The 18,848-nt window shown below is 66.9% G+C and carries 17 protein-coding genes and 1 pseudogene; 8 read left to right on the forward strand and 10 right to left on the reverse strand.

Annotation, left to right across the window (positions count from 1 at the left end; all coding sequences use genetic code 11):
- Position 1: 1 nt before the first annotated feature.
- Genes AAHH99_RS08590 through AAHH99_RS08600 form a run of 3 tightly spaced genes read right to left on the reverse strand, consistent with a single transcriptional unit; the run spans position 2 to position 2,786 of the window.
- Positions 2–646, reverse strand: coding sequence for a TetR/AcrR family transcriptional regulator (locus AAHH99_RS08590; protein ID WP_418768276.1), 645 nt, complete (start codon positions 644–646; stop codon positions 2–4).
- 2 nt (positions 647–648) lie between these two features.
- Positions 649–1,740 carry a dihydrodipicolinate reductase gene (locus tag AAHH99_RS08595; RefSeq protein WP_418768277.1) on the reverse strand — a complete coding sequence of 364 codons (1,092 nt, stop codon included), beginning with the start codon at positions 1,738–1,740 and terminating at the stop codon, positions 649–651.
- A complete protein-coding gene (locus AAHH99_RS08600) occupies positions 1,737–2,786 on the reverse strand; it encodes a Rieske 2Fe-2S domain-containing protein (protein WP_418768278.1) in 1,050 nt (349 codons plus the stop codon). The genes AAHH99_RS08595 and AAHH99_RS08600 overlap by 4 nt, the downstream gene beginning before the upstream one ends.
- A gap of 113 nt (positions 2,787–2,899) precedes the next feature.
- Between AAHH99_RS08600 and AAHH99_RS08605 the strand changes: the two genes are divergently transcribed.
- On the forward strand, positions 2,900–3,817 hold the full coding sequence (locus AAHH99_RS08605; RefSeq protein WP_418769565.1) for an NAD(P)H-dependent flavin oxidoreductase: 918 nt from the start codon (positions 2,900–2,902) through the stop codon (positions 3,815–3,817).
- Between the two features lie 8 nt (positions 3,818–3,825).
- Here AAHH99_RS08605 and AAHH99_RS08610 read toward each other — a convergent pair whose 3' ends face one another.
- On the reverse strand, positions 3,826–5,256 hold the full coding sequence (locus tag AAHH99_RS08610; protein ID WP_418768279.1) for a hypothetical protein: 1,431 nt from the start codon (positions 5,254–5,256) through the stop codon (positions 3,826–3,828).
- 548 nt (positions 5,257–5,804) lie between these two features.
- Between AAHH99_RS08610 and AAHH99_RS08615 the strand changes: the two genes are divergently transcribed.
- The 5 genes from AAHH99_RS08615 (at position 5,805) to AAHH99_RS08635 (ending at position 12,540) form a co-directional block, all read left to right on the forward strand.
- Positions 5,805–7,046 carry a cytochrome P450 gene (locus tag AAHH99_RS08615; protein ID WP_418768280.1) on the forward strand — a complete coding sequence of 414 codons (1,242 nt, stop codon included), beginning with the start codon at positions 5,805–5,807 and terminating at the stop codon, positions 7,044–7,046.
- 124 nt (positions 7,047–7,170) lie between these two features.
- Positions 7,171–8,142: an enoyl-CoA hydratase/isomerase family protein gene (locus tag AAHH99_RS08620; protein ID WP_418768281.1), complete on the forward strand. Its 972-nt coding sequence runs from the start codon at positions 7,171–7,173 to the stop codon at positions 8,140–8,142.
- Between the two features lie 5 nt (positions 8,143–8,147).
- Positions 8,148–10,508, forward strand: a complete 2,361-nt coding sequence (locus AAHH99_RS08625) for a CaiB/BaiF CoA transferase family protein (protein WP_418768282.1) — start codon at positions 8,148–8,150, stop codon at positions 10,506–10,508.
- Entirely contained in the window at positions 10,505–11,266 is a 762-nt protein-coding gene (locus AAHH99_RS08630; RefSeq protein ID WP_418768283.1) for an SDR family NAD(P)-dependent oxidoreductase, read from the forward strand. Before AAHH99_RS08625 ends, AAHH99_RS08630 begins: the two co-directional genes overlap by 4 nt.
- Complete coding sequence (locus tag AAHH99_RS08635; protein WP_418768284.1) at positions 11,260–12,540, forward strand: hypothetical protein; 1,281 nt, start codon at positions 11,260–11,262, stop codon at positions 12,538–12,540. The genes AAHH99_RS08630 and AAHH99_RS08635 overlap by 7 nt, the downstream gene beginning before the upstream one ends.
- On the opposite strand, the gene AAHH99_RS08640 is transcribed toward AAHH99_RS08635, so the two are convergent.
- Genes AAHH99_RS08640 through AAHH99_RS08650 form a run of 3 tightly spaced genes read right to left on the reverse strand, consistent with a single transcriptional unit; the run spans position 12,537 to position 15,078 of the window.
- On the reverse strand, positions 12,537–13,448 hold the full coding sequence (locus AAHH99_RS08640; RefSeq protein ID WP_418768285.1) for a DUF7065 domain-containing protein: 912 nt from the start codon (positions 13,446–13,448) through the stop codon (positions 12,537–12,539). The genes AAHH99_RS08635 and AAHH99_RS08640 overlap by 4 nt on opposite strands.
- 5 nt (positions 13,449–13,453) lie before the next feature.
- Complete coding sequence (locus tag AAHH99_RS08645; RefSeq protein ID WP_418768286.1) at positions 13,454–14,398, reverse strand: SDR family oxidoreductase; 945 nt, start codon at positions 14,396–14,398, stop codon at positions 13,454–13,456.
- Positions 14,395–15,078 (reverse strand): TetR/AcrR family transcriptional regulator, encoded by a 684-nt coding sequence (locus tag AAHH99_RS08650; protein ID WP_418768287.1) that lies wholly within the window; start codon positions 15,076–15,078, stop codon positions 14,395–14,397. The genes AAHH99_RS08645 and AAHH99_RS08650 overlap by 4 nt, the downstream gene beginning before the upstream one ends.
- Positions 15,079–15,169: 91 nt before the next feature.
- Here AAHH99_RS08650 and AAHH99_RS08655 point away from each other — a divergent pair, with 91 nt between their 5' ends.
- Positions 15,170–16,375, forward strand: coding sequence for an NAD(P)/FAD-dependent oxidoreductase (locus AAHH99_RS08655; RefSeq protein ID WP_418768288.1), 1,206 nt, complete (start codon positions 15,170–15,172; stop codon positions 16,373–16,375).
- Here AAHH99_RS08655 and AAHH99_RS08660 read toward each other — a convergent pair whose 3' ends face one another.
- Positions 16,376–16,642 carry a YdeI/OmpD-associated family protein gene (locus AAHH99_RS08660; protein ID WP_418768289.1) on the reverse strand — a complete coding sequence of 89 codons (267 nt, stop codon included), beginning with the start codon at positions 16,640–16,642 and terminating at the stop codon, positions 16,376–16,378. It abuts the gene before it with no gap.
- 37 nt (positions 16,643–16,679) lie between these two features.
- On the opposite strand from AAHH99_RS08660, the gene AAHH99_RS08665 reads away from it, so the two are divergent.
- Positions 16,680–17,498, forward strand: coding sequence for a MerR family transcriptional regulator (locus tag AAHH99_RS08665; protein ID WP_418768290.1), 819 nt, complete (start codon positions 16,680–16,682; stop codon positions 17,496–17,498).
- 15 nt (positions 17,499–17,513) lie between these two features.
- Here AAHH99_RS08665 and AAHH99_RS08670 read toward each other — a convergent pair.
- Positions 17,514–18,352, reverse strand: a pseudogene (locus tag AAHH99_RS08670) (SDR family NAD(P)-dependent oxidoreductase).
- Complete coding sequence (locus AAHH99_RS08675) at positions 18,349–18,708, reverse strand: nuclear transport factor 2 family protein (protein ID WP_418768291.1); 360 nt, start codon at positions 18,706–18,708, stop codon at positions 18,349–18,351. The pseudogene AAHH99_RS08670 and the gene AAHH99_RS08675 overlap by 4 nt, the downstream one beginning before the upstream one ends.
- Positions 18,709–18,848 lie beyond the last annotated feature (140 nt).

Here is an 18,848-nt window from a genome sequence, read left to right on the forward strand (position 1 = left end):
ACTAACGTGCGGCCGCCGCCTCGAGCTGAAGCTCGACGTAGGCCGTGACGACATCGATCAGCGCGCGCAGCTCGCGACCGACGTCGACCGGTTCCTCTACGGCCATCTTGGCCACCATCGCCCCCATCAGCGTGGTCCAGATCAAGTTGCCCACCGCGTCGGCGTGCTTCTGGTCGAGACCCTCGGCCACGAAGCGGCCGAGCCGGGTCAGTGTGGAGAACAGCTCGGCCAGGTGACGCTGTTGAGCATCGGCGCGCCCGGTTCGGGTGGCGATCAAGATTTCCAGCGCGGCAATGGATGTCGGGCTCAGGAACGCGTCGGCGACCGCATTGATCACCAATTCGGTGCGCACGCGTCCGTGGTGCTCCCCCAGCGCGGCCTGGACATCGTGCAGGCAGGCCACCAGTTGCCCGAAGCCCTCGTCGACGACGGCCATCAACAACCCGTCCCTGTCACCGAAGTGATACTGGATCACCCCCCAGGTCACACCGGCACGTTCGGTGATGTGCTTGGCGCTCGCCGCGGCGAATCCCTCTTCGAGGACGCAGCGCACCGTCTCCTCGATGACCATCGCGCGGGTTCGGTCCGCGCGGACCTGCTTGCCGTTGGGCGGGCGGCGCGGGGCGACGCTGGCGGCCTGGGGCATTCCTACCTCTTGAAGCGGCCGGCGAACCCGCGCAGCGGCAGGTCGGCGCTGGTGATCAACCCCGGTGGCGCGGACACCACCGACCGGATGGCATGCAGCGCAGGCATTCCCGTGACCGTCATTCCGATCGAGGCGAAGGCCTCGGGGTTGGACAGGTCCACGCCGGGCTTCGGGAAGATCATGTGCTTGTTGTACACGCACGGGTCACCCTTGATTTGGGTGATATAGCAGCCCTTGATATCCCAGTGCGGGTCGGTGTGCGGTGTCATCTGCCATTCCAGGTGCGTCTCCACCCTCGGCACCCCGTCGACCATGCCCTGGTACTTGATGTAGTTCCCACCCAGCGAGCCCTTGGGCAGCTGGTACCAACCGAGGTCGACATCCTTTGTGCAGGCGCCTAATTCGTAACTGAACTTGACCTCGTCGAGTTTCAGATCGAAGCAGTCGGCCATCATCAGCACGCTGTCGGCGAAGACCCGGGTGTACTTCTCCAGCTTGCCCGGGATCTCGGGATCGTCGATGGGCTGGCCGTAGCCGACCTCAATCCAGGTGTCTTTGGAGTGATGGCACGAGACGTCGACCGACTCGATCGTGGTCACGTTTTCGATCTCGGCGACGTCGGCCGAACACACCACACCGAGAATCTGGTTGAGCCCGGGGTTCATGCCGGTGCCGTAGAACGTGGAATTGCCCTTGCGGCAGGCCTCCTCGAGGAGCTGGGACACGGGCTTACCCGAGGGATGCGGATGGTTGGTGTCGCGGTGCCAGCCGGTGATCCAGTCGGCCGTGGTGACGATGTTGATGCCCGCCTCGAGGATTTTGATGTAGAGGTCCTCGTCGGGGAACACGCCGTGGAACGTCAAGACGTCGGGTTCGGCGGCGATGATCTCCTCGATCGTGCCGGAGGCGCGCACCCCGACCGGGCCGATGCCGACGATCTCTCCGGCATCCCTGCCGACCTTTTCGGGGGTGTAGCAGTGCAATCCGACGAGCTCGAGATCCGGATGCTGCCCGATCCGCTTGATCATCTCGGTCCCGAGGTTGCCTGTGGCAACCTGGAACACACGCGTCGGGCGGGCGGGTTGTGTGGTCATCGGGTCGGACCTTTCTCGGACGACGTTGTGGCACCGGATGTTTGAAGGTCGGCCGCATTGCCGCCGCGGCCATCGGGATAGAACTGGGTCGCCCACTTACGCAACGCGGTGAAACCCTCGTACTCGGCCGTCGCCAGCGCAGGCGGGTCAGAGTAGCGCTGGTGCGACCAGATGTGTACATCCTGCGTGAACTGGCGGATGACCTCGGCGCCGAACTCGGCGGCCTTCTCCTCGGCCCGTTGGTCATCGCGGCCGGGGGTGCGGCCGATGTAGACCATGAACCGGACATCCGACGTTCGGTCGTCCACGGGGGTGATCGCCGAGATCGTCCGGTTGTCCACCATGCCCCAACTCTTGGTCACCGCGATGCCGAGGCCGCCGTTGATGGCTTCCACACCGCTTCGCACGTCGTCGATCGACTGGGACTCATCGCCTTCGAAGGTGATGGTGAAGTCGACATACGACCACGGCTCGGCGAAGTCGTGACGAGTGAAGACAGGGATGATCGGTGTTTTGTGCACGAACTTGAAATGCGCGAAGTCGACGCCGTTCTCCAGCACGTACTGAGGATGCAGTTCGAGTCCCTCGCGGAAGAGGGTCATCGGCGGATAATAGTCGGCGGCGGTGCGCGTGTCTCCGAAGCTGCCGAAGATGTCCGGCGCGTCGAAATAGGGTGCGCGCCCGTCGATGTCGTGCCAGATATAGATCGAGCCGTTACGTTCGGCGACGGGGTAGCTGCGGATCCGCCTGCCGCGGTTCGGGCGGTCCTGGTACGGGATACAGACGTTGCGACCTTCGGAGTTCCACTGCCAGCCATGGAACGGGCACTCGATGACGTCACCCTCGACGTGGCCGCCGTATCCCAGGTGGGCTCCGAGGTGCTCGCAGTAGGCGTCCATCACCACCGCTTGGCCCGAAGACGTTCGCCACGCGATCATCTCGCGGTCGAAGTACTTCATCCGCCGGACATCGCCGGGCTTGAGCTCTGCCGACCACGCGACCTGGAACCATCCGGTCGGCTTCATCGACAGGGGTGGCTTTGCCATCGACGTCCTCTCGGGCTGCGCTGCCACTGGGTCTCGGTTCGACAAATGATAGAGCACTCAATGTAAAATTGGCCAGGGTGATTTCGTTGCGGGCGGGCCTCACGCAGAATGACCTGGTGACCAACCGAATCCAGGAGCTCCTCGGCGTCGACTTCCCCGTCGTGCAGGCGCCCATGACCTACATCGCGCGCGCCGAGCTCGCCGCCGCGGTCTCCGAGGCCGGCGGCCTTGGCATGATCGAGACGCTGACCGAAGACGGCCGCGCCGATCTGTACCGAGTGCGTGACCTCACCGACAAGCCGGTTGCCGCCAACCTGATGATCCAGGGCTGGAAGGCCGACCCGTCCATCGTCGACACCCTGGCCGCGGCAGGGGTGAACCACGTCTTCACCTCCGCGGGCGATCCCGCGTTGTTCACCGCACGCCTGCACAACGCCGGCATGACGGTCGTGCACGTCGTCGGATCCCTGAGGGGTGCGCGCAAGGCGGCCGATGCCGGCGTCGATGCGTTGGTGGTCGAGGGCGTCGAAGGCGGCGGGTTCAAGTCGCTGCTGGGTGCGTCGACGATGGTGCTGCTTCCGTTGGTCGCCGAGAATGTCGACCTGCCGATCATCGCGGCCGGCGGCATGTGCGACGCACGGTCGACGGCCGCGGCGCTGGTCCTCGGTGCCGAGGGCGTCCAGATGGGAACTCGAATGCTGGCCAGCGTCGAGGCGGCCGTGCACGCGAATTTCAAAGATGCGATCGTGACGGCCGACGACTCCGGCACCGTGCTTCTCGACATCCCCGGCAACCCGACGATGCGCGTCCTGCGCACCGGGCTGGCCGCGCGGGTCGCTTCTCACGACCCAGGCGCACGCCTGCTGGGCAAGATCACCGAGCTGTACTTCGACGGCGATATGAACGCCAGTGTGGCCAACACCGGCCAGGTCTCGTCCCGAATCCGGGAGCTGCTGCCGGTCGCGGACATCGTGCGGCGCACGTGGACCGAGATCGATGCGGCGTTGACCGATGCCAAATCGAGGATGTAGTCCGCGGGCTAGGCGACACGCTCGTGGCTGCGCGCCACGCGTTCGGCTTCCGGGCACACCGCGCGTTTGGTGCGCGGCCCACGGGCGCGCTGACGGAGCGCGACCATGGAGCCCGAGCGGACGACCCCCAGCGGGCCCGGGCCGGCGAACCGCGCGATACCAGAGACCCGCAGAGCGACAGCGGCTTTCGCCTGGCGGTAGCCGACACGGATGCCCGCTGCGGCGACGATGAGCAAGGCGGCGACACCCGGCAACGCCACGGCAGCCAGGGCCGTCAGCGATGCCGGAACCAGGACCGCCTCGATGACGTGTTCGAAGATCGACTTCGCACTTGCCGGCGCGGCGGCGGTGGTCAGCGGAACCGTTCCCGAGACCGAGAGCGGCTGGACGGTGTCAGTGGTGGCCACCTTGCCCTGCACCGGCCGCGGGGCCATCGTGCCGAACAGCGATCCGCTGTGCGCGGGGCCCACGGGCCGCGTGGCTTCGCCCGGATGCGGTCCGACCAGTGTTCCTCCGGTCGGGGCGTCCACCTTCCTGGCATCCAGCGTGCCGCTTCCGCCGATCAACGACTGGGGCGGACCGGACGAAGCGGGAATGCCCAGCATCGCGTAGAAATCCGATGGCACCCGCGTGACTGCGCCGGTCACGGTGGTCAGCATGGTCTGCAGCGAGGTGATCGCATCTCGGATCGGCGTCTTCGACGTCTGCAGCGCGGCGAGCGACTCCGACCAGGTCACCATCGCGCCGTTGATGGTGACGAACGCGTTGGTCAGCGGATCGGCGGTCTTGGCTTCCGGCGTCACAGGGGCGTCGACCTGAACGGCGGGCGTCGTACCGGTCTGCGGGGCCGGCGACGCTGCGGCGGCGTCTGCGGCGGAGTTGGAGTCCGGTTGAGTGGCCGAACCGTCCGCGGGCACCGTCGGAACCGGCGCCTCGGCGGCGGGTTCGGTCTCCGTCGTCAGTTCCTGGGTCTCGGGGACGGTTCCGCTTTCGCTCGTCTGCGCCCCGACGCCGACTTCAGTCCCTTGCGGATCGATCGGTGTGGCGTTGGCTTCGTCGGTGGGCGCGGTTTCTTCGTCCGCGGTCACGTCGGCGTCCTCCGCCTTGGTCCCCGTGGTCACGGTCCTGTCGACGCCGCCCCGCACGATGGTCGTGGGGCGGGTGAACCCGTCCTGCCGCGACTGTGACTGCCGTGAGAAATCGGGAAGGCGGAGCCGGAAGCGCCGGTCGATCTTGGGCGTGGACTTGGTCGCCGTCCCGGCGGTGGCGCCCGAAGTCTCCGAGCCGTCGGTGCCGGTGGTGGAACCCTGGCTGGCCCCAGTCGAGCCGCTCGTTCCCGCGCCACCGGTGCTACCTGAGTCGTCAGCACTGGCGACAGCACCGCCGCCGCCGAACAGCAATCCGGCAGCGAGGACACAGACACCCGCCGTGACGCGCAAAGGTGACGTGGGAATGATCGCCTCCGTCCGAAAAGAGAACCCTCGTTCAGAGAGGGTTTGATAGACGATTGTTACACAGAATTAGCCCCGCAATACAGAGCTATTGGTGACGATTGCGGGCGGCCCGGTGCAAATCTTTGCCGACCGAAGAACCGTCGCGAATGGCGACTCAAGATCAACGCCGCCGCGACCGGTTCCGAACTCCAGGTCTCGAATGGCGACGACTGATTCGCTCCGCGGACAGCGGATCGGCTTGCGACGTGATCGGGGCAGGTCGGCGGTGGTGACCGCGCGGCCGTGACATTGCGACGTCCGTGCCGGAGACCCTCTCAGCGGTGCCCGCTCCCCGACCGCGAGACTAAACCGGCCGCCAATTGATCTAGATGGTCTTTTGGTAGCCAAGAAAACGGTCCGCTGATCCAAGACGCGTCGTTTTAAGCGGACAGTCTAAACAGCCCCGGCGCGGACGAGCGCTGACAAACTGTCCACGAACCGGTGGCGTGTGACGGCACCGCTCCGGTGAGGTCCGGTGGGAAGGCGGAACGCAGATGACGGTGAGCGCTGAAGGTGTGCGAGACAGCCGGGACAGCGACACCGAGAAAGAGGGGGTCCACTACGACCCCTACGACGCCGACCTCAACCGCGAGCCCTATCCGATGTTCTCGCGGATCCGTGAGCACGCGCCGCTCTACTACAACGCCGAGCACGACTTCTATGCGCTGAGCCGCTACGCCGACGTCGACGCGGCACTGCTCGACCACGAGACGTTCAGCTCGGCGCGCGGAGCGGTGCTGGAGATCATCAAGGCCGGCCTGAACATCCCGCCCGGCACGCTGATCTTCGAGGACCCGCCGATCCACAACATCCACCGCAAGCTGTTGTCCCGGATCTTCACGCCCAGAAAGGTGAACGCGCTCGAACCCAAGATCCGTCAGTTCACCGCCCGCTGCCTGGACCCTTTGGTCGGCGCGGGCCGCTTCGACTTCGTCAAGGACCTCGGTGCTCAGATGCCCATGCGGGTGATCGGCATGCTGCTCGGCATTCCGGAGGCCGACCAGGAGCACGTGATCGAACACGGCGAGTCGACGATCCGCACCGAACGGGGCGGCAAGATGACCGACAACCCCGACGGCCCCATCGCCACGGGTCAGGTATTCGCCGACTACATCGACTGGCGAGCACAGCATCCCAGCGACGACATCATGACCGAACTGCTCAACGCCGAGTTCACCGACGAGGCCGGGACGCTGCGGCGACTGGGCCGCGAGGAACTTCTGCTCTACCTGCAGGTGATCGCGACGGCCGGCAGCGAGACCACCACCCGGCTGATCGGCTGGGCCGGCAAGCTGCTCTCCGATCACCCGGACCAGCGGCGCGCGTTGGTCGCCGACCGGTCACTACTGCCTGGGGCCATCGAGGAGGTCGTGCGTTTCGAACCGCCCGCCCCGCATGTCTGCCGATATGTCACCCGCGACGTGACCTACTACGGCGAGACGGTGCCCGGGGGCAACGCGATGATGTTGATCGTCGGCGCGGCCAATCGTGACCCGCGACACTTCGGCGCTGACAGCGAGCGGTTCAATATCAATCGGCCGCCGCGTCAGCACCTCGGCTTCGGGGTCGGCACGCACTTCTGCCTCGGCAACGCGCTCGCACGATTGGAAGGACGCATCGCGCTGGACGAGATTCTCCAACGATTCCCGGACTGGCACGTCGACCTCACCGATGCCGAGCTCAGCCCGACGTCCACCGTCCGTGGATGGGAGTCGATGCCTGCCGTGGTGGTTTGACGGAAAGCGATACGCACGAAGATCAGTGTCTTCGCCCCTGACGAATTCGATTGCGTCGGCGGCGTTCAGCTGCCCGGCTACACGGGCCGCCTACTGGAGATAACACAAAGTGGAGGTAGCGAACATGCCAGATTACGACTACGAAGAGATGAAACGGGAAGCCGAGCAACACATCCGGTTCGAGAAGGACCGCAAGAACCGGATCGCCTACATCACGTTCAACCGGCCCGAGGCGCAGAACTCGACGACGATGGGCATGCGCCAGCTCTACGCCGATATGATCCACAAGTGCAACGTCGACGACGACGTCAAGGTCGTCGTGATCCGCGGCGAGGGCGATGACTTCGGCAGCGGTGGCGACCTTCCCGAACAGCGGGGCATGCTGGAGAACCCGGGCATGCCGCTGCTGCACGAACTCGCGATCAACGACGACGACGTCAAGTACCCGCCCGGCGGTTCGTATCGCTACCTGTCGACGGTGACCGACTTCTACGCCAAGGCGCGTGCAGGCAATCGGCCCCTGCAGGAACTTCGCAAGGTCAGCATCATCGAAGCGAAGGGGTATTGCTACGGCTGGCATTTCTATCAGGCCGGCGACGCCGATCTGGTGGTCTCCTCCGACGACGCGCTGTTCGGCCATCCGGCGTTCCGTTATGTCGGGTGGGGGCCGCGATTGTGGTGGTGGGCCGAGACGATGGGCTTGCGCAAGTTCTCCGAAATGCTGTTCACCGGTAGACCGTTCAGCGCAAAGGAGATGTACGAGTGCGGCTTCCTCAACAGCGTCGTGCCCAGGGACCAACTCGAGGCCGAGACCGAGAAGTACGCCCTCGCCTGCTCGAAGTCGCGTCCGACCGACACGGTCGCGGTGCAGAAGACCTTCCTCGAGCTGTACAAGCAGCACAAGGGCGAGTACTTCGGCAGCCTGTTGACCGGCATGGTCGAGGGGATGCTGCCGATGATCCAGAACGACCAGCGCAACGATGTCGATCTCACCGAGGGCACCTTCGAAAAGGGGCTCAACAACGTGGTCAAGGACAACGACATGAACTTCCCACCGGAGTGGCGGCTGAGCCGGTCGGGACGTAACAAGCCCTGACCGGCATGTCGGCGCTGACCGGCTTTCGGATCGTCGAGGTGGCCGAGCGGGTCGCCGGCGAGTACTGCGGCAAGCTACTGGCCGATCTGGGGGCCGATGTCGTTAAAGTCGAACGGCCCGGGTGGGGCAGTCCCACCCGGGCCATGGCGCCGCTAGTCGGTGGCGAGGACGGTCCCGAACGCAGTGCGCTGTTCGCCTACCTCAACACCAACAAGCGATCGGTCGAATTCGACACCGCCACAACACATGAGCTGATCGCCACCGCCGATGCGGTGATCGACGACCACAGCGCGACCTGGGCCGCCGAGCATGGATTGTCGGCCGTCGAGGTCGCCCGTCGCCATCCCCACGTGGTGTTCTGCGCCATCACGCCGTTCGGCCTCACCGCACCGCCTGCATTCGACGACGCTGTGGGCCTGAACGTCTTTCACGCCAGCGGGTGGGGCTACCACACCCCCAGCCACGCCGACCCGGATCGGCCGCCGTTGAAGGGACCCGGCCGGTTCCTCGCCGACTACGAGGGCGCGCTCGACGCCGCCCTCTGTGTGATGTCGGCGCTGTTCGACCGGATGCACACCGGCCGCGGCGAATACATCGACGTCTCGCAGCAGGCCGTGCTGGTGTCGCGGGCCGATTGCATCCTGGGACGGTTCGTCACCGGGGAGATCGCGCCGCAGAACCGTCGCGACGACTACGACCAGGCGGGACCCGCAACGTTCTTCGCCTCGCGCGACGGCTTCGTCTACCTCTACATGACCAGCAGAGCGCACTGGCTGGGCCTTAAAACGCTGATGGGGGCGCCGGCGTGGCTCGACGAATTCGACGACGACTGGCTGGAATTCGGCGTCACACCCCAGCGAGTCGCCGACTTCCGCAGCGGCTTCGCCGACTGGATGCGCGAGCGGCCCGGCGAGGACACCGCGGAAGAGGCGCAGCGACTCGGCGTACCGTTGGTGCCGGTCAACGGCGCAGCCGAGCTTCTGCGTTCACCGCAGTACCGGCACCGTGAGTTCTTCTGTGACGTCACCCATCCCGTGCTGGGCACGAGCGCCTACCCCACCGTGGGTTACCGGCTTAGCGCGACTCCGGCCCGGATCACCCGACCCGCGCCGACGCTCGGCCAGCACAGCGAGGAGGTCCTGGCCGAACTCTCACGACCGCGCACCCCACTCGCAGCGCGGAACCCGCAACTCAAGGCCGACGGTTCGCGGGGTGGGCCGTTGCAGGGTGTGCGGGTCGTCGAGCTGACCAAGGTGTGGGCCGGGCCTTATGCCGGCAAGATGCTGGCACTCCTCGGTGCCGAGGTGATCAAGGTCGAGTGCTCGGCCACTCCCGAGGAGATGCGCGCCTACGGCGGCACCGACATCAACCACGCGCCCTATTTCCTGAGCATCAACCCCGAGATCCTCAGCGTCGACCTCGACATCAAGACGCCCCGCGGCCGGGATGCGCTCTTGGCGTTGGTAGCTCGCAGCGACGTCGTGCTCAACAACCTGCGGCCCGGCGCGATGGAACGACAAGGCCTCGGATACCGGGACCTGACCGCGCTCAAATCCGACATCATCTCGGTGTCCGTCAAGATGTGGGGTAACGACGGGCCGCTGGGCCATCAGACCGGCTACGCGCCGTGTTTCGCCGCCCTGGCGGGCCTCGCCTCGCTGGTCGGTTATCCGGGCGGCCCTCCGCTCGGGGCGAGCATGCGTTACGGGGATTCCACCGTGGGTGCGGCCGCGGCATTGGCCGCCGTGGCGTCGCTGCTGCACCGGGAGCGCACGGGACAGGGCCAAATCGTCGACGTCTCCGCCGTCGAGGTGCTTTCGTCGATGGTGGGTGACTGCCTGTTTGAGCAGAGCCTGACCGGCAGGCTGCTGGGGCCCGACGGCAACCGCCACCCCGATATGGCGCCGCACGGCTGCTACCCCTGCGCGGGCGCGGACTGGGTCGCCGTCGCCGTCAGGAACGACAATGCCTGGGTGCGTCTCTGTGAGGTACTCGGCGCCGATGAGCTCGCCGCCCGATATCCGACGATGGCCGAGCGGCAACGCGATGCCGAGGTCCTGGACGCGCAACTGAGCGCGTTGACCCGCGGACATGAGGCGGGCGGTCTCGCCGAGCGACTGCGTAACGCCGGTGTGCCCGCGGCCAAAAGCGCGACGGCCACCGAGGTGATCGGCGACGAATTGCTCTGGGACCGCGGCACGTATCGATTCGTATCGGACCGGGTCGAAGGACAGCGGCCGGTGCTTGGGCCCTCGTGGCTGATGACCCGTCCCGCACGCATCGAACGCGGTGCACCGGACCTGGGACAACACAACGACTACGTGCTCGGCGACATCCTCGGGCAGACGGGAGTGAAGAACACATGACCGCGTTGGGCGGGACGGTGGCACTGGTGACCGGGGCCAGCAGCGGGATTGGCGCGGCAACCGCCCGTGCGCTCGCCGCCGGAGGCGCCTCGGTTGCACTGGTGGCGCGTCGGCGCGACCGGCTGAGCGCACTCGCCGATGAGATCGTGGCGTCAGGTGGCAGAGCCCTGGCCGTGCCCGCCGATGTGACCGACGCCGACCAGGTGGCGGTCGCGGTGGCGACGACCGTCGGCGAGTGGGGCCGCCTCGACACGTTGGTCAACAACGCCGGCTTGTTGCGTATGGGTGTAGCCGCGCACGCGCCGCTGGCCGATTGGGATGCCCTGGTCTCGGTCAACATTCGAGGCGTCTTATACGCCACGCGCGCCGCGCTCCCCCATCTGATCGCGGCGGCCGCTGATTCGCCGCGGGGCGTCGCCGATATCGTCACGATCAGCTCGACGGGCGGGCGGGTGGCGCGGCCGGGAACCGCCGTCTATTCGCTGACCAAGTTCGGCGTCAACGCGTTCAGTGAGGGCATCCGCCAGGAACTCGTCGGCAACCGGGTCCGCGTGGGAATCGTCGAACCGGGGACGGTGGAAACCGAGATCTTCGATCACCTTGACCCGCAGGCGCTTACGGCTCAACAGGCTAGGACGTCCGGAATGGTCAAGCTGAGGCCCGAGGACATCGCGGACGCGGTGACGTACATGGTGACGCGCGATAGGCGCGTCGCGGTCAACGAGATCCTTGTGCGAGCGGCGGAACAGACATGGTGAAGGTCGACTGGGTGCACGGTGACGCGACCGGCCTTGCGTTCCCCGCCCACCCCGAAGCGCTGGCCGACGGCGGAACGGAGTTCCTCACCGAGGCGTTCCGCGCTTACGGTGCATTGTCCGAGGACAACGAAGTGGTCGCGATCGAGCGCTTCAACCAGGTATCCGGCGGCAGCACTGGGCGCAAGGCCGTCCTGACCGTGCGTTACGCGCGCGAGCATCCCGACGCGCGCACCGACCTGTTCGGGAAGTTCTCCCGCGACTTCGACGACGCGGTGCGTGATGTCGGGCGCACCCAGATGGAGTCCGAGACCCGGTTCGCGGCGCTCACGCGCGCTCCGGCGTTTCCTATCGCGGTGCCTGCCACCGTGTTCGCCGACTTCCACCGCGAAACCGGCACGGGGTTGATGATCAGCGAGCGGATCGCGTTCGGCGCCGGCGCGATCGAACCGCAGTACCACAAGTGTCTCGACTACGAGATACCCGAGCAGGCAACGCATTACCGGGCGTTGCTGACCGCCGTGGGGCGGCTGGCGGGAACCGAACGGTCGGGTCGACTGCCCGCCGATCTGCTCGCGCAGTTCCCAGTGGACCTGCGGGCGGCGACGGTGGGCAAACCGCCGGTGTACACCGCCGATCAACTCGAGCGCCGGCTGCGCCGGCTCGCCGAGTTCGTCGAGCATCACGAGGGTCTGTTCGCGGAGAACGTGCGCTCGTCGTCATTCCTGTCTCAGATGACCGCGGAGGCACCGGAGCTGATGAGGCGCGAAGCAGACTTGTGGCAGCAGCTGAGCGGAGATACCGACTACCTCGCACTGTGCCACTGGAACGCCAACGTCGACAACGCCTGGTTCTGGCGCGACGACGATGGCGAGTTGCAATGCGGGCTGATGGACTGGGGCTGCGTCAGCCGGATGCACGTGTCGATGGCGATATGGGGATCCCTGTCGGGAGCCGAGACATCGCTGTGGGACAACCATCTCGACGAGCTGCTCGAGATGCTCTGCAAGGAGGTGCTCGCCAGCGGTGGGCCGATCCTCGACCCCGCCACGGTGGAGCGGTCCCTGGTCGTGTACGCGACGCTGATGGGAGTCACCTGGCTGCTCGACGTGCCTGCGCTGATCCGCAAGCAGGTTCCCGACGCCGGGCCGCACACCACACGCACCGACCCGCGTATCCGGTCCGACGAGAGCGTGCGCGCGCCGTTGCAGATGTTGATCAACGTGCTGAACCTGTGGCAGACCCGCGGCGGGGCAGCGAAACTGACTGAGCCTTAACGCATCAGCGCGCGCACGTGTTCGCGAGCGAAGAACTCCTGGTTTTCGCCCCACCCCTGCTGGCCGTCCCACCGCCAGTCGGTCAGCGTCCAGAACGTCATCCGTCCGGGCCAGCCGAGCCAGCGCAACGCGGTACGCACGTCGCCTTCGGCATGCAGGGCCCGGCCGAGGTCGTCTTCGGCGTCGAGCACCACCCGCGCGGGAGCGCCCGCGCGGCGGTCGAGCACGCGGCGCTCGCCGGTGACGAGTTCGCCCACCGTTCCGTCACGCAGCAGATATCCGCCGATCACACGGTCCACACCAGAGCGGGTCGCCATCGTGATGGCGTGCCAACTCGATTCGGCGTCGGCGATGGCCCACAGGTAGTCACCGGAGCGGCGGGCACCCGGGCGGTGCGGACCCCAGGTGCGGTCGCGCATCGAGAAGCAGTCGATATCGAAGCGCTCGCCGTTCAGCGTCGCGGTGCCCCGCATGCGGCCCGGTTGGTCGAAGTGGCCGTGCTGCGGGGATGCCTCGCCGAGGACGTGCGGCGCCATCAGCGACGTCCACTCCAGGTCCAGGTCGAGCCCCAGCTCCGAGTAGGACAGCCGGTAGCGGTGCATCGGATCTTCGACGACGTGACGCAGCGAGTTCGGCAGCTGGAAGTCGGCGAAATCCAGCGCCCCCGTGGGCGGTTGGATCCAGCGCCAGTCGTAGAACAGGCAGTCGTAGGTCTGTTCGCCACTGGGGTCCCACATCGCGGGCCCGCCGCCGCTGGTCCCGGTGCGGACATCGTGGTAGTAGTACACGAACCCGTTGATGTCGCGTTCGGGGATCGCGAAGTTGAACCACCCGCTCTCGTTCCAGTTCGGGTCATCGGTGGCGGGGTGGAAGACCTCGTCGGCCGCGGTGATCGCGTGGGTTGTCATGGCGCTCAATCCAGGTAGGTCACGGCGGTCAGCTTCTCGGACAGCTGCCACAGTGACTGGCGGTCCTCGGCTCGGTGCACCGCTGCCGGCACCTTCGCGAAAGCCACACCGCCGCCGGCGGTCTCGTAAAAGCCGCGCGGACCGTAGTAGGCGCCGCCTTCGGCGTCGGGTGATGTCGCGGCGTAGAGCGTCGGCTTGATGCCCTCGTCGACGTCGAGCCACATGAACGGCAGCAGGCGCCATGTGGCCCTGGTGAGCCGGGCGTTCAGCGTGGGTTTGTCCCGTCCGTAGGAAGCGCCGCTGAGCAGGTTGGTCTTGCTCAAGCCGGGGTGCGCGGCGTTCGACATCACACCCCATCCGTGTGCGCGACTGCGTTGATCGAGCTCCTTGGCGAACATCAGCTGCGCCAGCTTGGCCACCCCGTACGAGCGCATGGGCCGGTATCCGCGTTCGGCGTTGGGGTCGTCGAATGTCAATCCGCGCTGCGTGGCGGCGATGCTGCTCACGGTGACCACGCGCGCGGTTTCGGAGGCCCGCAGCAGCGGCAGCAGGTGGCCGGTCAGGGCGAAGTGGCCGAGATGGTTCGCGCCGAACTGCAATTCGAAGTTGTCGTCGGTTGTCTGCCGCTGCGGCGGTGTCATCACGCCGGCGTTGTTGATGAGGATGTCGATCGGCCGACCTTCGGCGGCGAGCTGTTCCCCCAGGGCGGCAACGCTTTCCAGCGACGCCAGATCCAGCTGTGCTATGCGTGTGCTGGCCTGCGGAACGGCCTGGCGGATCTGCGCGATCGCGGCCTCGCCTTTGGCGCGGTTGCGGACCGCCAGGATCACGTCGGCGCGGGCCGCCGACAGCTCGCGCGCCAGCCCGAATCCGAGACCACTGTTGGCGCCGGTGACCACGGCGAGGCGACCCGACAGATCGGGCACGTGCAGTTCGAGCCCACGGCTCATCGCGCGTTCCTCGAGATGGTTCGGCGGACAGGCGCCTGCCACAGGCCGGTGATCGCGTCGGTGAGCCCTTCGGCCGCCCGCGGCCAGGGCGACCTCGCGAGCGGACCGTGTTGCGCCAGCGCCCCTTCGTGTTCGGCGCAGGTGTGCATGAGCAGGTTGCGCGCCATCACGATCCGTTCGAAGCGGACCCGCTTGGGCAGTTCGGCGAGGCATCCCGTGATGCCGTCGATCACCTGCACCAGATGCGGGGATGACAGGGCGTCCTTGGTGACGACATCGCGGTAACTCGGGTCGGCCATGGCTTGTGCGGCGAAGCGCGCGTACCAACTCGGATTGCCGAGTTGGTCGAGGTGTTCGGTCAGCGGACGCACCAGGCAGTCGACCCAGTCCCGCAGGTCGGCGGAGGTGCCGAGCTCGGCCAGCATCCTGGCGCGGAGCTGTTCGATCGGCTCCCGATGCTTGCTCTCGATCGCGCGCAGAAGGTCGGTGCGGGTGCCGAAGTGGTAGCAGACCGCGGCGTTGTTGCCCTGCAAAGCCGCCTCGCTGATCTGGCGGTTGGACACGGCGTGCATACCCCGTTCGGCGAAGAGGCGCTCGGCGGCGGCGAGCAATACTTCGCGCGTTCCTTCCGATCGATGTCCACTCAAGGGCCGGGCTGCGGTCACCGACCCAGTAGACACGGGCCTCACGATTAAATCAAGCGATTTATTTAGTGCGAACGTGGCGCGGACGGTGCTTGCCCTCGCCCCGTCGCCACACGACGATGAGACGATGCCGGCGTCAGCGCGTGTTCTTGTGGCCGGGTCCGGGTTCGCCGGGCTGTGGGCCGCCCTCGGCGCGGCACGCCGCCTCGACGAACTCGGCGTGCGCACGGTGGACGTCACCGTCGTCAGCCCGAAGCCGTATCACGACATCCGGGTGCGCAACTACGAAGCCGACCTCACGCCGTGCCGAATTGCGCTGTCACAGTTGCTCGATCCCGTCGGTGTCGGGCACGTGTCCGCCGAGGTGACCGCAATCGACCCGGCGGCCGCGACGCTGGGCACCGCCGACGGAGCGACGTTGAGTTATGACCGCCTCGTCCTGGCGGCGGGCAGTCGCGTTGTCAGACCCGACATTCCGGGGCTGGCCGAGTTCGGGTTCGACGTCGACACCTACGACGCCGCGCAAAAATTGCACAGGCACCTTCGCACGCTGCGGGCCGACGACCCCCCGTCGGCGACGGCCGTCGTCGTCGGTGCGGGCCTCACCGGCGTCGAGACGGCCAGCGAGCTACCCGAGATGCTCGCGGACGCCCACGGCCCGGGACTGACACCGCGGGTGGTGCTCGTCGACCGGAATGCCCGCATCGGGTCGGACATGGGCGAATCGGCGCGGCCGGTCATCGAGAAAGCGTTGCGCGACAACGGCGTCGAGGCGATCACCGGAGCGAGCGTCACCGCGGTCGACGAGCGCAGCGTCACCCTGTCGACGGGTGAGGTGATCGAGACGGTGACCGTCGTTTGGTGTGCCGGTATGCGCGCCCATCCGCTGACCAGCCAGCTGGGTGTGCCGTTGGACCGGATCGGCCGCGTCCTGGTTGACGACTATCTACGGGCCGAAGGCGTGCGTGGTGTGTTCGCGGCGGGTGATGTGGCCGCCGCGAAAATGGACGACGAGCACATGTCGGTGATGTCGTGTCAACACGGCAGGCCGATGGGTCGGTACGCGGGCTACAACGTGATCGGCGACCTACTGGGTCTGCCCATGCGACCGCTTCGGATTCCGTGGTACGTCACCGTCCTCGACCTCGGTCCGGCCGGTGCGGTGTACACCGAGGGCTGGGACCGCCGCGTCGTGAGCACCGGCGCGACGGCCAAGGCGACGAAGCGGATCATCAACGGCGAGCGGATCTATCCCCCGCTGACCGGTGACCGTGCGGCGCTGCTGGCCGCGGCGGCACCGGAACTGCAGACGGCGCCCGCGTACGAGCAGTGACTACTTGCCGTTTCGCTCACGGTGCTTGCAGCCCGGCCAGCAGCACGGGCGGCGCTTGCCTTCTTCGAGTTCTTCCTGGGTGCGCCGGATCCGGCGTTCGCGGGTCTTCTCCTGCTTGGCGTCCTCGACCCAGCAGATGAACTCGTTGCGCGCCAGCGGGGTGATGTCGTTCCAGGCCGTGAGCGCGGTGTCGTTGGCGAGCAATGCCTTACGCAGATCGGCCGGTAGCTTGTGCACCACGCCGCCGGACACTCGCGAGCTTCCCATGGGCGCAGGATAGACGGCGGGAGGGCAGACTGGCCGCATGCGGTCGGGTTTGGCTATCGGAGAGTTCGCCACGGTGACGCATCTGAGCGTGCGGACGCTGCGCCGCTACCACGAGGCCAAATTGCTCGAGCCCGCCTGCGGGAACCCGTCCACCGGGTACCGCTACTACTCCGCCGAACAGATACCAACCGCCCAGGTGATCCACCGGCTGCGCCAGCTCGATGTGCCGCTCGCCGAAGTCCGGGCCATCCTCGACACTGGAGATCCGCAGCGACGTGCAGAGGTAATCGCCGGTCATGTGCGGCGGCTGGAGGCCGAGCTGGACCGGACACGCGCCGCCGTGGTGTCGCTACGCCGGTTGTTGAACCCCGAGCCGGCCGACCTGGATGTCGAGCTGCGGTCGGTTCCCGCCCGGCGGGTCGCCGCGATCACCGGTCTTGTACGGCTCGACGATTCGCTTTCGTGGTACGACGAGGCGATGGCCGAACTGGATGCCGCGTTCCCCGAAGCCGAGCGCACCGGACCGCCCGGCGGGCGGTACGCCAACGAACTGTTCACCCAGTCCGTCGGGACGATGACGGTCTTCCGGCCGGTGCGCCTTCCGCAGGCGTCCGGCCGCATCGAGGTCGTGCAGCTTCCGCCCGTCGATCTCGTCGTCGCCGTCCACGATGGTCCGCACGACGATCTAGGCGTCACCTACGGCCGTCTCGGAGACTGGGTGGTGCAAAATGCGCTCGCTGTCGACGGGCCGATCCACGAAACCTACGTGGTGGGCCCTCGCGACACGACGGACCCGGCGCGGTGGCGAACCGAGATCGGCTGGCCGGTGTTTCGGGTCGCCCCAGATCTCATCTGATTTCCGCGTCAGCTTTCAGGTGGGGAAATCCGCTCCTCGGGACAGCTTTTCGTGCACTCGGACCTCGGCGAGGGATTCTTCGAGTGTGCCCACGACGGTGTCGTAGCCGCTGCTGCCGAGGACGAGCCGCCGGGGCGGCGGGTCTTCGGCCATGGCCGCGATGACCGCGCGCACCCCGCGTCGGGGATCGCCCGGCTGAGCACCGTCCTGTCGGCCATCGCGTCGCGCACCTGCTCGAGCAGAGTGCCGTACTCGGAAATGGGCTCCTCGATCGGTTCGTAGCCGAAGCCGGCGTAGGCACGGGTGCGAAACGCTCCGGGTTCGACCGCCATGACGCGGATGCCCAGCGGTTCGACCTCGTCGCGGAGAACCTCGGTGATCGCCTCGATCGCGGCTTTCGTTGCGCTGTAGTGACCGAAGCCGGTGACGCCGCGCAATCCGGCGACCGAGGACATGTTGACGACCCACCCGCTGCCCCTGGCACGCATACCGGGCAGCGCCGCGCGAATCACCGACAGCACCGCGAAGAAGTTGAGCTCGAACATCTTTCGGACCGCAGCGTCCGCCATGCCCTCGATTGACCCGAACCAGCCGCGGCCGGCGTTGTTGACCAGGACGTCGATACCGCCGAAGTGGTCCTCGGTGGCGCGCACCGCCTCCCGCACCTGCTCGGTGTCGGTGACGTCGAGCGGCAGCACGAGTACACGATCGCCGTGCTGCTGCGCCCAGTCGGTCAACTCGTCGGGGCGGCGAGCTGTCAACGCGACGCGGTCGCCGATCTCGAGAGCGGCGTCGGCGAACGCCATGCCGAAACCGCCCGGTGTGCCGCCGGTGATGAACCACGTCTTCGTCATGGTTCGATCACCAGTCGAGTGATGAATTCGCCGTCGAGGGTGAACCGGAAGTGCAGATCGGCCACGCCGCCGGGAAAGTCGCCTTCGAGATGCTGGAGGACGTCGAAGTGGCCATCGCCGGACCGGGTGGCGCTGACGAGTTCGGTGGAGTAGGTGTATCCGCTGGCGGCGTTGCGCACCCAGTCGGCGATCTCACCGTGGCCGCGGTAGGTGTGCCCTTCGTCGGTGGCGGTCGCGTCGACGGTGAAGGCCGTCAGCGCGGTCGTGACGTCGCGGTGAGCGGTGAGATAGGTCGCGACAGCCCAGGGCAGTTCGTCCCGTGAAATAGCGGTGCCGTCGCTCTCTTGCATTGACATGCACCCATCTTCGGGTCTCCCCCAGGGAGAGGGTCAAGACGATGCGGAACCACGGGGCTTACAGTTCCATCGCGTCATACCCGCCCGCATTGGGTACTAGAGGCGCGACACTAGCGGCACCGGTGCCGTACGAGATTCCA

The organism is Mycobacterium neumannii, from assembly GCF_048452905.1.
Taxonomy (GTDB): Bacteria; Actinomycetota; Actinomycetes; order Mycobacteriales; family Mycobacteriaceae; genus Mycobacterium; species Mycobacterium neumannii_B.